The organism is Nocardia sp. NPDC059154, from assembly GCF_042755705.1.
GTDB lineage: Bacteria > Actinomycetota > Actinomycetes > Mycobacteriales > Mycobacteriaceae > Nocardia.
On record NZ_JBHZCS010000074.1, the window covers coordinates 21,108 to 35,532 of the forward strand.

Annotated in this window: 7 protein-coding genes and 1 pseudogene; all 8 read left to right on the forward strand. The window is 68.3% G+C overall.

Annotated elements, in window-relative coordinates; all coding sequences use genetic code 11:
• Window positions 1-229: 229 nt before the first annotated feature.
• Window positions 230-2,026: pseudogene (locus ACFXN1_RS41865) on the forward strand (alpha/beta hydrolase-fold protein); the annotation flags it as partial.
• Window positions 2,027-2,564: 538 nt separating this feature from the next.
• Window positions 2,565-3,101, forward strand: a complete 537-nt coding sequence (locus ACFXN1_RS41870; protein ID WP_379438635.1) for a DUF732 domain-containing protein — start codon at window positions 2,565-2,567, stop codon at window positions 3,099-3,101.
• Window positions 3,098-4,081, forward strand: coding sequence for a cutinase family protein (locus ACFXN1_RS41875; RefSeq protein WP_379393110.1), 984 nt, complete (start codon window positions 3,098-3,100; stop codon window positions 4,079-4,081). The genes ACFXN1_RS41870 and ACFXN1_RS41875 overlap by 4 nt, the downstream gene beginning before the upstream one ends.
• A gap of 472 nt (window positions 4,082-4,553) precedes the next feature.
• Entirely contained in the window at window positions 4,554-6,476 is a 1,923-nt protein-coding gene (fadD32, locus tag ACFXN1_RS41880) for a long-chain-fatty-acid--AMP ligase FadD32 (RefSeq protein ID WP_379393111.1), read from the forward strand.
• Window positions 6,477-6,644: 168 nt separating this feature from the next.
• Window positions 6,645-11,786, forward strand: coding sequence for a polyketide synthase Pks13 (pks13, locus tag ACFXN1_RS41885; protein ID WP_379438636.1), 5,142 nt, complete (start codon window positions 6,645-6,647; stop codon window positions 11,784-11,786).
• A 54-nt stretch (window positions 11,787-11,840) separates the two neighbouring features.
• Window positions 11,841-13,385: an acyl-CoA carboxylase subunit beta gene (locus tag ACFXN1_RS41890; RefSeq protein ID WP_379438638.1), complete on the forward strand. Its 1,545-nt coding sequence runs from the start codon at window positions 11,841-11,843 to the stop codon at window positions 13,383-13,385.
• 127 nt (window positions 13,386-13,512) lie between these two features.
• Entirely contained in the window at window positions 13,513-13,989 is a 477-nt protein-coding gene (locus ACFXN1_RS41895) for a hypothetical protein (RefSeq protein WP_379438640.1), read from the forward strand.
• A 117-nt stretch (window positions 13,990-14,106) separates the two neighbouring features.
• Window positions 14,107-14,313 carry a DUF5988 family protein gene (locus ACFXN1_RS41900; protein ID WP_354851037.1) on the forward strand — a complete coding sequence of 69 codons (207 nt, stop codon included), beginning with the start codon at window positions 14,107-14,109 and terminating at the stop codon, window positions 14,311-14,313.
• Window positions 14,314-14,425 lie beyond the last annotated feature (112 nt).

Below are 14,425 nucleotides of genomic sequence, written 5' to 3' on the forward strand. Positions count from 1 at the left end.
TCGGGGTAACTCCTGGGGCACGCCCGAAATCGGTTTGCCACCTGACCGCCGGCACGCGTGTGGGACGCCGACGGATCTCAGCTGTGCGCTGAAGGCGCGGGGAGGCGGGAAAGAAACTGGACGTTTGCTGTGGAACGGTCCGTTTCCGTGTGTCCTGCCGGGACTGGCGGGCTTGCGGAGGTACAACACTTGTGTGGCTAGAGTTGTCCGTGGGATCAAAAGAAGGCGCATGCGCTGGATGGCATGTGCTGTAGCGGCGCTGTTTCCGCTGGCCGCGGGCACTTTCGCGCAGTGCGGACCGGCAAGCGCGGCACCGGATGCGCCCGCCGCTCCCGCGGCGTCCATCCAGAAGATGTCGTGGCTCAACGACCACCGGGTCGCCCTGTGGGTGAATTCGCCGGCCACCGGCGCACCCGTCGAAGTCCAGTTGCTGCTGCCGCGGGACTGGAACGCCAAGCCGGACGCCAGGTTCCCCGTCGTCTACATGCTCGACGGTCTGCGGGCCACCGACGACGAGAACGGCTGGACCAAGGACGCGGGCGCGGCCGGCTTCTACGCCGACAAGAATTCCCTGGTGGTGCTGCCGATCGGCGGCCAGTCCAGCTTCTACGCCGACTGGCTGGCTCCCGACAACGGCCACAACTACCAGTGGGAGACCTTCCTGGTGAAGGAGCTCCCGCCGTTGCTGGAGAGCCAGTTCCGCGCCACCGATGCGCGTGCGGTGGAGGGACTCTCGATGGGCGGCACCGCGGCCATGATGCTGGCCGCCCGCAATCCCGGCTGGGTGCGCTCGGCCGCCTCCTACTCCGGCTTTCTCACCCTGACCTCGCTCGGTATGCCGCAGGCGGTCGATTTCGCCATGCACGACGCGGGCGGCTTCGACTCGGCGAAGATGTTCGGCCCGCCGGGCAGCCCGGCCTGGAAGGAACACGACCCCTACGAGCTGGCCGACAAGCTCAAGGGCGTGGCCCTCTACGTCTCCAGCGGCAACGGCGTCGCGGGCACGACCGACCCGCTCTCCGACATCCCGGGCATCACAAGCAATTACGCGGGCCTGGGCCTCGAGGTGCTGTCCCGGCTGAGCACCCAGAACTTCGTGGCCAAGCTCAACAAGCTGAACATCCCCGTCTCGGTGAACTACCGCCAGTCCGGCACCCACACCTGGCCGTACTGGGATTTCGAGATGCGCCAGGCCTGGCCGCAGACGGCCACCGCGCTGGGCGTGGACGCGACACCCGTCGACTGCAGGACCGGTGGCGCGATCGCGCCGGTGGCGCAGGGCAACTCCTGGCTCGGTGACTGCCTCACCGCGGAGTACCCGCTGCCCGGCGGCGTGGCCCAGGACTTCCGCGGCGGCAAGGTGTTCTTCTCGCCGGCCACCGGCGCCCAGCCGGTCGCGGGTGCGATCGGCGGCAGCTACGGCGGACTGGGCACGGCGGCAAGCGCTCTGGGCTTCCCGATCGCGGGCGAGGGCGGCCTGCCCGACGGCCGCGGCCGACTGCAGCCGTTCCAGCACGGGTCGATCTACTGGACCCCGCAGACCGGTGCGCAGGCGGTGCGCGGGGCCATTCTCGACGAATGGGCCAGACAGGGCTACGAGCGCGGCCCCGCCGGGTACCCCACCGGCCAGGAGGCCCGGACGCCCCAGAAGGACGGCGCGGTACAGGGTTTCGAGAACGGGCCCATGTACTTCAGCGCCAGGACCGGCGCGCACCTGGTGCAGGGCCTGATCCTGGGCAAGTACGCGCAGCTCGGATTCGAGAACAGCCCTTACGGATTCCCGACCTCGGGTGAGCAGCCGGTGCGCGACTTCGGCCGCTGGTCCGGCTTCGAGGGCGGCAATATCTACTGGAGCCCGCTCTCGGGCGCCTGGGGTGTGCGGACCGGTCCGATCATGGACGCCTGGGGCGCAACCGGATTCGAGAACGGACCGCTCGGCTACCCGATCTCCGACGAGAGCCCGACCCCGGGCGGCACCCAGCAGACCTTCCAGGGCGGCACCATCACCATCCGCGACGGCCGGGCCGCCGCGGCCACCCACGACGGCCGCCCGATCGCCATCCCCGGCGCCGAGCAGCCCAAGCCGGACCCGGCCAAGCCGGCCGCCCAGCTGCCCGCACTCCCGCTGCCGGGCCTGCCCGCCCTGCCGCAGCCGGTGCCGCCGGCCCCCGCCCCCGAGGCTCCGGTCCCCGTGCCGGCGACCCCGGCCGCCGCCCCTGCCGCGCCGGCCCCGGCCGCGACCCTCGCACCTGCTCCGGCACCCGTCACGGCACCTGCACCCGGCATGGCTCCGGCCCCGGCACCCGCCGCGGCCCCGGCCCCGGCACCCGCCCCGGCCCCGGCTCCGGCCCCGGCATCCGTGCTCCCACCTGCCGATCCGGCGCAGCCCGCGCCCATTCCGGCGCTGGGTCCGGAGGTCCGTCCCAACTGAGACTTTCCGGCCAAACAGCCCTAATCGGCCCTAAGAAGTAGATGTGGTTCCGTCGTGGCCCGGGACTCCGTCCCGGGTTGCGGCTAGCCTGGGGGCGACCTCTTGCCCCTGGACAGATATAGGAAGCGAATTGATGCACGGTACCCGTGGAAAGGTATTCGGCGTGGTGGCCGCCATCGCCGCCGCTGGACTGCTCGCCGCTTGCGGTAGCAATGACTCGACCGCCAAGAGCACGCCCACGCTGACAACAACCAAGACCACGGCCGCCGCGCCCGCCACCCCGGGCGACGCGACGCCGTCCACGGATCAGCAGGCTCCGCAGGCCACGCCGGATGCCGGGACCCCCAGCTCCACGGCCGAGCGCCCGGCTCCGGTGCCGAGCCAGTTCATCACCACCCCGAACGGCTCCCCGGCGCTGTCGGACAAGGAGAAGAGCTTCCTCGACGACCTGAAGAAGGCCGGTATCACCCCGGGTTCCCCGGATATCGCCGTCACCGCGGCCAATCTGGTGTGCCAGGGTAAGTCGGAGAACGCCCCGCAGGATCAGATCATCACCTATGTGACCGCGATCGCCGGTTCCGATCCGTCCTTCGATCCGTCCAAGATGACGGTCGAGCAGGCGGGCAAGATCTACTACGACGTCGCCTCGAAGAGCTACTGCAACAAGTGACGACGCGACGCCGAATCGGACAGACCCGGTCGCGGCCAGTGGGTTGCCTGCTGCTCGCCATCGCCGCGATCGTGATCGTGGTCGTGGTGGCGCTGCTGCTGTGGTACCTGCTGGCCGGGCGGTTGCGGCTGCCCGGCCCCAAGCCGCCGGCCCCGCCCCGTCCGAGTTCGCAGCCGGCCACCTGCCCGGACGTGTTCATGCTGTCCGTGCCGGGCACCTGGGAGTCGAACAGCCACGACGACCCCTACAGCCCGGCCGCGAACCCGGCGTCGCTGATGCTGAACATCTCCAACCCGATTCGGGCCAAGTTCCCCGATGAGCGGGTCGAGGTCTACACCGTCCCGTACGTCGCGCAGTTCTCCAATCCGGTCGCCATTCCGCCGGACGGGCAGTCCTCCTACAACAACAGCCGTTCCGAGGGCGCCAAGCGGGCCACCGACAAGCTCGCGCAGACCGCCGCCCAATGTCCGCTCACCACTTACGTTCTGGCGGGTTTCTCGCAGGGCGCGGTGATCGTCGGTGACATCGCCGCGCAGATCGGCGCGGGCAAGGGCCCGGTGGCCGAGGACCTGGTGCTGGGCGTGACCACCATCGCCGACGGGCGCCGCGATGTCGGCGATCCGGGCGAGGCCGTCGAGATCGGCCCGACCCCGCCCGGCGTGGGCGCGGAGGTGGCGCTCAAGGGCCTGAACGTCCCCGGTATCACCATGACCGGACCGCGTGGCGGCTACGGCAAGCTCACCGGCCGCACCTTCACCATCTGTGCCGCAGGCGATCTGATCTGTGATTCCCCTCGCCAGGCACTGAGCCCGAACAATATCCTCGGCAGCCTGAACATCCTGGTCCGCGCCGCGGGCAATCCGGTGCACAGCCTCTACAACGGCTACCAGGTGGACGACAACGGCACCACCGCCACCGAGTGGACGGTGAACTGGGCGTCGGGTCTCATCGAAAACGCTCCGCACCCTGCACATACGTAAGCCGTTACTCAGCGAACCTTATGCGTTCGGGCGCACCCTGGTCGATGGGTACTTCACCGGCGGTGTGACCCCCACCGACCGACCCCCCAGTTTCGGGGTCACCCGGTAAAGTGCTCCGGGTTGCGTCACTGCCGAGACCCGGTGCGTGCGGCAACTCACATCCAGTCCTAGTTGTGTCCTATGTGGGGCGCTCCCCACCCATTTGGAGGCATTCGCGCCGGTGAAGCACTAGTCCAGAGGTGTGAGCTGGGAGATGTTCGGCCGCTCCGAAGCATGGCCGGGCGGCTCCTCTGTAACATGTCCCTGGTTTGAGAACATCTAGCCATTAGACGGTCACCGCGCAGACCGCAACACAATTCTGCAGGTTGGCTCTCGCATGGAGCTCCCGCGGGCGAAGAGAGTCGGGGCCTCACAGGTAACAGCGGCAATGCATGCCGTCTCATGCCGCGTGTGCCTCGGAGGAGAAGAAGGAATGGACGAGACTTTCGACGATTACCTCGACGAAACGGGGAACATCACGATTCCCGAGGGACGCACCCTCGTCGACTACGTCGAGAAGCACACTCACGGTAACGACGCCAATGACTTGGCCTACCGCTACATCGACTACTCACGCGAGCGCGACGGTGAGTACCAGGACCTCACTTGGAGTCAGTTCGGTACGCGGCTGCGCGCGGTGGCCGCCCGACTGCAGCAGGTGACCAAGCGGGGCGATCGGGTCGCGATCCTGGCTCCGCAGGGCCTGGATTACGTCATCTCCTTCTTCGCCGCCATCTACGCGGGCACCATCTCCGTGCCGCTGTTCGATCCGGACGAACCGGGCCACACCGATCGCCTGCACGCGGTCCTCGGTGACTGCACGCCCGCCGCGATCCTGACGGCGAGCTCCTCCGCCGCCGGTGTCCGCCAGTTCTTCCGGTCGCTGCCCGCGGCCCAGCGCCCGCGCATCATCGCCGTCGACGCGATTCCCGACAGCGTCGGGGAGTCCTGGATCCGCCCCGACATCGTGGTCGACGACATCGCCTACCTGCAGTACACCTCCGGCTCCACCCGGGTGCCCGCCGGTGTCGAGATCACCCACCGCGGTGTCGGCACCAATGTGCTGCAGATGGTGAACGCGCTTGATCTGAACGAGAATTCGCGCGGCGTGACCTGGCTGCCGCTGTACCACGACATGGGTCTGCTGACGGTGATCCTGCCCGCCGTGGGCGGCAAGTACATCACCATCATGTCCCCGGCCTCGTTCGTGCGCCGGCCCTCGCGCTGGATCAACGAGCTGGCCGCGGTGTCCGACGGCGCCGGAACCTTCGCCGCCGCACCGAACTTCGCCTTCGAGCACGCCGCCGTGCGCGGTCTGCCCAAGCCGGGCGAGTCGCTGGACCTGTCGAACGTGCTGGGCCTGATCAACGGCTCCGAGCCGGTGACCACCACCTCGATGAAGAAGTTCAACGAGGCGTTCGCCCCGTACGGCCTGCCCAAGACCGCCATCAAGCCGTGCTACGGCATGGCCGAGGCCACCCTGTTCGTGTCGGCCACCCGGCACGAGGACGAGGCCAAGGTCATCTACGTGGACCGGCTGGAGCTCAATGCCGGTCGCGTGAAGAAGGTCGAGCAGGGCACGGAGAACTCCATCGCCCAGGTGTCCTGCGGTTACATCGCGCTGTCGCAGTGGGCGACCATCGTGGACGGCGACTCCATCGACTCGCCCGAGGGCGCGCGTGAGCTGCCCGACGGGCAGGTCGGCGAGATCTGGCTGCACGGCAACAACATCGGCATCGGCTACTGGGGCCGCTCCGAGGAGACCCAGAAGACCTTCCGTAACCAGCTCGCGCATCGACTGTCCGAGGACAGCCACGCGGAGGGCGTGCCGGCCGACGGCATCTGGCTGCGCACCGGTGACTACGGCGTCTACGTGGACGGCGAGCTCTACATCACCGGCCGCGTCAAGGACCTGGTCATCGTGGACGGCCGCAACCACTACCCGCAGGATCTCGAGTACTCCGCCCAGGAGGCCTCGACCATGCTGCGCCCCGGTTTCATCGCCGCCTTCGCGGTGCCCGCCAACCAGCTGCCCGCTGAAGTCTTTGCGCAGGACAGCCATTCGGGCCTGCAGTACGACGCCGACGACGCCAGCGAGCAGCTGGTCATCGTGGCCGAGCGCGGCCCGGGCGCGGGCAAGGCCGATCCGGGGCCCATCGCGGATGCGGTCCGCGCGGCCATCTCGTCCCGGCACGGTGTCACCGCGCGTGACATCCTCCTCGTTCCGGCCGGTTCGATTCCGCGTACCTCCAGCGGCAAGATCGCCCGTCGCGCCTGCAAGGCGGAGTACATCGGCGGCACGCTGCGTGGTGGTTACACGCAGCAGGCCTTCCCCGATGCACCGGACGAGGAGTGAGACGACCGTCTCGAAGTTGGATGGCGCGAGCCCGTTCGGTTCGCGCCATTCATGCATGAAAGGCAGTGCCGTTCCGGCACGCGAAGACAGAGCCGTTCGGGCAGGGAACGGCGAGAGTCTCGATAAGAACGCCGCGCACCGTGAGCAGACAGGTAGCTTGAGGAACTGATGGCTGAGAACGAGGGCACGGACCCCACCCAGACGACCGAGAACGCACCGGCGGCCGAAGGTGCGGCCACGCAGAAACCTGCCGCGGCCGACATGTCGGTGGCCGACCTGCGGGAATGGCTGCGCCGCTGGGTCGCCGATGCGACCGGGCAGCCGATCGAGAACATCACCGTGGACCGGCCGATGGAGGAGTTCGGCCTGGCCTCGCGCGATGCCCTCGCACTCGGTGGCGATATCGAGGAGCTGACGGGGGTCCTGCTGAACGCGACCATCGTCTACCAGCACCCGACCATCGCCTCGCTGGCCGAGCGAATCATCAATGGGGAGCCCGACCTTCCGGCCGACGTGGCCGACGACTCGTTCTACACCCAGGGTTTCCAGCCGGGCGAGGCGCACGATGTCGCCATCGTCGGTCTGTCCACCCGCCTGCCGGGTGCGGGCGATACGCCCGAATCCACCTGGGACTTCCTGATCAACCGCGGTGACGCGATTCGCGACCTACCCGAGGGCCGCTGGGCGGAGTTCCTCGACGATCCGCGCCTCGTGGAGCAGATCGCCAAGTCCAACACCAAGGGCGGCTACCTCGACCAGGACGTCCTCAAGAACTTCGACGCCGAGTTCTTCGCCATCTCCCCGGTCGAGGTGGAGCGCATGGACCCGCAGCAGCGGATGGCGCTCGAGCTGACCTGGGAAGCGCTGGAGCACGCCAGGATTCCCGCCAACACCCTCAAGGGTGAGCAGGTCGGCGTCTTCATCGGTTCGACCAGTACCGAGTTCATGATCATCGCGGGCATGGCGGTCGGGAACACCGATCCCGGCACGCCGCTCTCGGCCGAGGGCTACGGCATCATGGGCAGCGTCTCGGCCATCATCCCCAACCGGGTCTCGTACTTCTACGACTTCCGTGGCCCGTCGGTGGCCGTCGACACCGCGTGCTCGTCCTCGCTGGTAGCGGTGCACCAGGCCGTTCGGGCGCTGCGCAACGGCGAGGCCGATCTGGCGCTGGCCGGTGGCACGAACGTGCTGCTGTCCCCGGCCGCGACGCTGGCCTTCGACGCCAATGGCGGTGTGTCGAAGGACGGTCACATCAAGGCGTTCTCGTCGGACGCCGACGGCATGGTCCGCTCCGAGGGCGGCGGTCTGGTCGTGCTCAAGCGGCTGGCCGATGCCGAGCGCGACGGCGACACCATCTACGCGGTCGTCAAGGGCTCCGCGGTCAACAGCGACGGCCGGTCCAACGGCCTGCTGGCCCCGAACCCGGACGCGCAGGCCGATGTGCTGCGCAGCGCCTACCGGGATGCCGGCATCCCGCCGTCCCAGGTCGACTACATCGAGGCGCACGGCACCGGCACCCCCATCGGCGACCCGATCGAGGCGGATGCGCTCGGTCGCGTCATCGGCCGGGGCCGCGAGGCCGACAAGCCCGCCCTGCTGGGTTCGGCCAAGACCAATTTCGGTCACCTGGAGGCCGCGGCCGGCGCGGCGGCCCTCGCGAAGGTCATCATGGCGTTGCAGCACAACGTCATTCCGGCGCACCTCAACTTCGCGGGTCCCAGCCCCTTCATTCCGTTCGACCAGGCGCATCTGAAGGTCACCGACCAGCCCACCGAATTCCCGCGTTACAGCGGCAAGGCCACCATCGGCGTCTCCGGCTTCGGCTTCGGTGGCACCAATGCGCACGTGGTCATCCAGGAGTACGTGCCGGCCCTCGCCGCAGCGGAGGTTTCCGAGACCACCGGCCTCGACAACGAGACCACCGACGTGGTCGCCGAGGCCGAGGCCATCACCGAAACCGTTGCGCCGGAACCGGAATGGGGCAATCGCGAAGAGCCGATGCCGCTGATCCTCCCGGTGTCGGGTTACCTGCCGTCGCGGCGCAAGCGCGCCGCCAAGGATCTGGCCGACTGGCTGGAATCCGAAGCGGGACAGGCGACTCCGCTGGCGGATGTGGCCCGGACGCTGGCCAAGCGCAACCACGGCCGTTCGCGCGGCGTGGTCGTGGCCAAGAGCCATGACGAGGCCATCGCGGGCCTGCGGGCCATCGCCGAGGGCAAGCCGGGCAATGGCGTCTGGACCGCCGATTCCCCCGCCGCCAAGGGCGCGCTGTGGGTGATGGCCGGTTTCGGTGCGCAGCACCGCAAGATGGGCAAGCAGCTCTACACCGAGAACTCGATCTTCCGTAAGGCCGTCGATCAGGTCGACGAGCTGGTCATGGACGAGGCCGGGTACTCGGTCAAGGAGATGATCCTCGACGACTCCATGGACTGGGACATCGGCACCGGCCAGGTCGGTACCTTCACCATCCAGGTGGGTCTGGCCTCGATCCTGCGCGCGCACGGCGCCGAGCCCGAGGGCGTGGTCGGCCACTCCCAGGGTGAGGTTGCGGGAGCGTACATTTCGGGTGGTCTGCCGCTCGAGGACGCGGTCCGGGTGATCTGCGCGCGCTCGCGGCTGATGGCCGAGGGCGAGGCCATGCTCACCGACGACCAGGTCCGCAATATGGCGCTGCTGGAGTACTCCGCCGAGGAGATCGCCAAGCTGGTCGAGACCGAGTTCCCCGAGATCGAGGTCGCGGTGTACGCCGCGCCCAACAACACGGTGATCGGCGGCATGCCGGACCAGGTGCACGCGATCGTGGCGCGCGCCGAGGCCGAGGGCAAGTTCGCCCGCGTGCTGCAGACCCGCGGCGCGGGCCACACCTCGCAGATGGACATGCTGCTGGGCGAACTCGCCGCCGAACTGGCCGGCATCGAGCCCACCAAGCTCAAGCGCGACCTCTACTCGACCGTCCACAAGGACACCGTCTACCGCGCCGGGCACCCCCCCGTGCAGGACGTGGACTACTGGGTCATGAACATGCGCGGCTCGGTGTACTTCACCAACGCCATCCGGCAGGCCGTCGACACCGGTATCACCACCTTCCTGGAGCTCGCGCCGAATTCCGTTGCGCTCATGCAGGTCCTGGGCACCACCTTCGCGGCGGGCGTGCACAATGCGGCACTCATCCCGACCCTCAAGCGCAAGGAGGACGAGGCCGCGGGCGTCATCTCCGCGCTGGCGCAGCTGTACGTGCACGGCCACAAGGTGGACCTGCCCTCGCTGCTGCCCGCCGGTGACTACGCCGCCGCGCCGCGCACCGCGTTCCTGCGCAAGCCGTACTGGCCCAAGGTGACCGGCGGCTTCGGCGGCGGCGCGGGCAATGCTCGTGTCCCGGGCGCGCATGTCGCGCTGCCGGACGGCCGCCACGTCTGGGAGGTGCAGGCCCCGGCCGTCACCGACCTGGCCGCGCTGGTGAATGCCGCTGCCGCGCAGGTGCTCTCGGATGTCACCGTCGGCGCCACCATCGCGCACGGCGCGGTCCCTGCCACCGGCACGCTGACCACCACGCTCACCCCCCACCCGGGCGGCGCGTCGGTGTCGGTGCACGCCAAGGAGGGCAATGCCTTCCGCCCGCTCTTCGACGCCGTCGTCACTGCGTCTCTCCCCACCCACGCACCCCTGGCCGCGCCGCTGCCGGAATCGGCTGTGGCACAGCCGGTCGCGGTCGTCCAGGCGGCTCCCGCTGCCGAGGTGGTCGAGGCGGCCCCCGGCGAGCGCTGGGATCCCAAGGGCACGCAGACCATCGAGCAGCGCCTGGCCATCATCGTGGCCGAGTCCATGGGCTACGCGGTCGAGGACCTCCCGATGGAGATCCCGCTGATGGAGCTGGGTCTGGATTCGCTGATGGCCATGCGCATCAAGAACCGCGTGGAATACGAGTTCGACATTCCGCAGCTGCAGATCCAGGCCGTGCGCGATGCCAGCCTGCTCGAGGTCGGCAAGGTGCTGCGCTACGCGATCGAGCACCGCGATCAGCTCGCCGACATCGCCGCGCGGCAGGCCGCCGGTGAGGACATCACCGTCGACGCCGACTTCATCTCCGCCGCGCGGGCCGCCATGGCCGCCGGCGAGGATCCGGCCGCGCTGCTGCCCGAGGCCGAGACCACCGATGTGGTGGCCGAGGCCGAGGAGATCGTCGCGGAGCACGAGTCCGCCGCGCCGATCGCCGAGACCGATGCCGACAATGTGCCCCCACGCAATGGCGAGGAGCGACTCGCCTTCGCCACCTGGGCGCTGGTGACCGGCAAGACGGCGGGCGGCATCTTCAACCGGCTGCCCGAGATCGACGACACCACGTTGGAGAAGCTGGTGGCCCGGCTGTCGGAGCGGGTCAAGGCCGAGGTCGATCCGGCCGAGGTGCGGGCCTGTAAGACCATCGAGCAGCTGTCCGAGGTCGTTGTCCGCTATCAGGGCAAGAGCTCCGATCTGGAGGGCTTCGTGCGCACGCTGCGCGCGAAGGAGGCCGGTTCGAATGCGGTGCCGGTCTTCGTGTTCCACGCTTCGGGCGGCAACACCCTGGTGTACGAGCCGCTGCTGAACCGGCTCCCGGCCGGGACTCCGATGTACGGCCTGGAGCGGGTCGAGGGCACCATCGAAGAGCGTGCGCACCAGTACATTTCGGAGATCCGCAAGCGGCAGCCGGAGGGCCCGTACATTTTCTACGGCTGGTCGCTGGGCGCGGTGTTCGCGTTGAAGGTCGGCGAGATCATGCGCGCCGAGGGTGCGGACGTCCGGCACGTCGGCCTGATCGACCTGGCCATTCCGGTCGAGCCCTTCAGTGACGCCCCCGAGGAGCGGGTGGAGCGGATCCGCCGCTACCAGGCGTTCGCGCAGAAGACCTACGGCTTCAATGGCGAACTCGATCAGGAGCAGCTCGAGGAGCTGGCCGCGGCGTCCGACGCGGAGCAGATCGACATCATCATGGAGCTGCTGAAGTTCGCCGGGGTCGACATCCCGGGCGGCGTGATCGAGCATCAGCGCACCTCGTGGATCGACAGCAAGGAGCTGCAGAAGATCGAGCCGTCGAAGTACGACGGCGCCGTCGCCCTCTACCTCGCCGATCGCTACCACGACGGAATGATCGAGCTGGAACCGCGTTTCGCGGACCGGCGGCCGAACGGCGGCTGGCAGGAACACATTCCGAATCTGGAGATCATCCACATTCCGGGCGATCACATCCAGATCATCGATGAGCCGCGGATCGCCACCATCGGCGCCGATCTCGCCAAGAAATTGTCGGAGATCGACACCACAACGAAATAGCACCACGGCGACACGAGTTCTGCGAAAGTAGGTTTTGCCGAGAGGAGTGTCCAAGTGAGCACCACCGCCGACAAACTCGCCGACCTTCTACACAAGCTCGACATCGCGAGGGAACCGGCGGGAGATGCGGGAATCGCCAAGCGGGCCAGGAAGGGAATTCCCTCGGCCCGCGACCGCATCGAGATGCTGCTGGATCCAGGCACTTTCGTGGAAGTCGGTGCGCTGGTGCGCAATCCGGGCGACAAGGCCGCCCTCTTCGGGGATGGCGTGGTCACCGGCCACGGCCTGGTGGAGGGCCGCCCGGTGGCCGTCTTCTCGCACGACCAGACCGTCTACGGCGGTTCGGTCGGCGAGATGTTCGGCCGCAAGGTAGCCGGCATCCTGGAATTCGCGGCCAAGATGGGCTGCCCGGTGGTCGGCATCAACGACTCCGGCGGCGCCCGCGTGCAGGAGGCGGTGACCTCCCTGGCCTGGTACGCCGAGCTGGGCCGGCGTCAGGAACCGTTGTCCGGCTTGGTGCCTCAGATCTCCATGATCCTGGGCAGCTGCGCGGGCGGCGCGGTCTACGCGCCCATCAATACCGACGTGGTGGTGGCCACCGAAGCGGCCTACATGTTCGTCACCGGGCCCAAGGTGATTCGCGAGGTCACCGGTGAGGACGTCAGCCTCGAGGAGCTCGGCAGCGCGAAATCCCAAGCCCAGTACGGCAATATCCACCATGTGGCCCCGGACGAGGCCGCTGCCTTCGAGTGGGTGCGCGAGTACCTCGGCTATCTGCCGTCGAGCTGCACGGAGCTGCCGCCGGTGGTGAATCCGGGGCTGGAACCGGAGATCACCGACACCGACCTGGAACTCAACGGCATCGTGCCCGATTCCGACAATGCCGGCTACGACATGCACGAGATCCTGCTCCGGATCTTCGACGACGGCGCGTTCCACGAATTCGGTGAGGCCGCGGGCAAGAACGTCATCTGCGGCTTCAGCCGCGTGGACGGCCGCACGGTCGGCGTGGTGGCCAATCAGCCGCTGGTCTACGCCGGTGCGCTCGATGCCCGCGCCTCGGACAAGGCCGCCCATTTCGTGCGGCTCTGCGACGCCTTCGAAATCCCGCTGGTCTTCGTCGTCGACACCCCGGGCTTCCTACCCGGGGTGGAGCAGGAGAAGATCGGCGTCATCAAGCGCGGCGGCCGGTTCATCTTCTCCTTCGTGGAGGCCACCGTCCCGAAGGTCACCGTGGTCATCCGCAAGTCCTACGGCGGCGGCTATGCCGTCATGGGGTCCAAACAGCTGGGCGCGGATGTGAATCTGGCCTGGCCCACCGCCCGGATCGCGGTCATGGGCGCGGAGAGCGCGGTGTCGCTCATCGGCGCCAAGACCCTGGCGGCGGCCCCAGAGCCGGAGCGCGCGGCCATGCGCAAGCAGATGATCGAGTTCTACAACGCCACCGTCGCGACGCCCTGGGTGGCGGCCGAACGCGGCTATATCGACGCGGTCATCGAGCCCGCCACCACCCGCCTGGAAATTCGGCGCGCCCTGCACCTGCTGCGCGACAAGAAGGCTCCGGGCAATCCCCGCAAACACCATCTGCTGCCGTTGTAGCGGCGCCTGTTTCGGCGGGTTCGGCGCGCGCCATTGCGGGATTCGACGCCGGCCATTGCGACCCGACCTCGTGTGTGAAAACATCTCATTTCAATTTCGCAAATGAGAGCTTGGGAGCGAAGCAGTAATGGCTACCCTTCGAATTCGGCACACGATCATCGGCGGCGCGGCCACCGCCGCGACCGCCCTGGCGGTCCTGTCCGCCGCACCGGCCGCCTCCGCACAGGTCACCGGGCTGTCGGCCGGGACCGGGCTGGCGCACACCAATACGACCTACACCCTGACGGCTTCGGTCGGCGGCTCGAACGCGGGCAGCCAGGTGGGCTTCTGGATCGGAAGCCCGTCCGGCGGCGCAGCCGTGTACATGGGCGCTTCTCCGGTGGATTCCACCGGTCACGCGACCTACCAGTGGACCCCGACGACGGCGGGTACGTACACGCTCATCGCGAGTGACGACGGCAGCAGCACCAGCAGCAACGCCCAGACCATCGGCATCAGCGTCACCGCGGTTCCGGTGGGCGGCATGGGCACCGGCAGCGCCTCGAAGATTCCGATCATCGGCGGCCTGCTGAGCAGCCTGCTGAGCCAGTTCGGCCTCGTCTGACACCGATTCGCACCGTCTGGAGCCGGCCTCGCCCCGCTCACGGGCGGCTTGTTCAGGCGGCTCGCCGATTGCGCTGAATCTATCGGGTGACCCGTACAGATGTGAGAGCCTTCAGCTATGAGTACCTCACCCTTGGCGCTACTCGAAGGCGGGCCGGATGGCCTCGAAACGCGGATCGTCCCGATCACGCCACCGGGCGTCGAGTTGCGAGTGGCGTTCGGGGACGGGTACGAGCGCTACAAAGTGACGTCACGCTGGCAGGACACTCCGGAAGGGAGTCTGCCCGTCTACGAGTGGGTGGCACACGTGGACGTCAAGAAATAGCAACTGGAATTCGATGGGACCCGAAAGAGCAGTGGGGGGGGAGAGGGGAGGGAAGGGGGGGGGGGAAGATAGGGGAGTGGGGGGTAAGGAGGAGGGGGCTTCCCTCGGCCGT

What these genes read in the sequence shown, in the direction of transcription:
- ACFXN1_RS41870 (WP_379438635.1), top strand. Translation starts at nt 2,565, where the DNA reads ATGCACGGTACCCGTGGAAAGGTATTCGGCGTGGTGGCCGCCATCGCC.
- fadD32 (WP_379393111.1), top strand. Translation starts at nt 4,554, where the DNA reads ATGGACGAGACTTTCGACGATTACCTCGACGAAACGGGGAACATCACG.
- pks13 (WP_379438636.1), top strand. Translation starts at nt 6,645, where the DNA reads ATGGCTGAGAACGAGGGCACGGACCCCACCCAGACGACCGAGAACGCA.
- ACFXN1_RS41895 (WP_379438640.1), top strand. Translation starts at nt 13,513, where the DNA reads ATGGCTACCCTTCGAATTCGGCACACGATCATCGGCGGCGCGGCCACC.
- ACFXN1_RS41900 (WP_354851037.1), top strand. Translation starts at nt 14,107, where the DNA reads ATGAGTACCTCACCCTTGGCGCTACTCGAAGGCGGGCCGGATGGCCTC.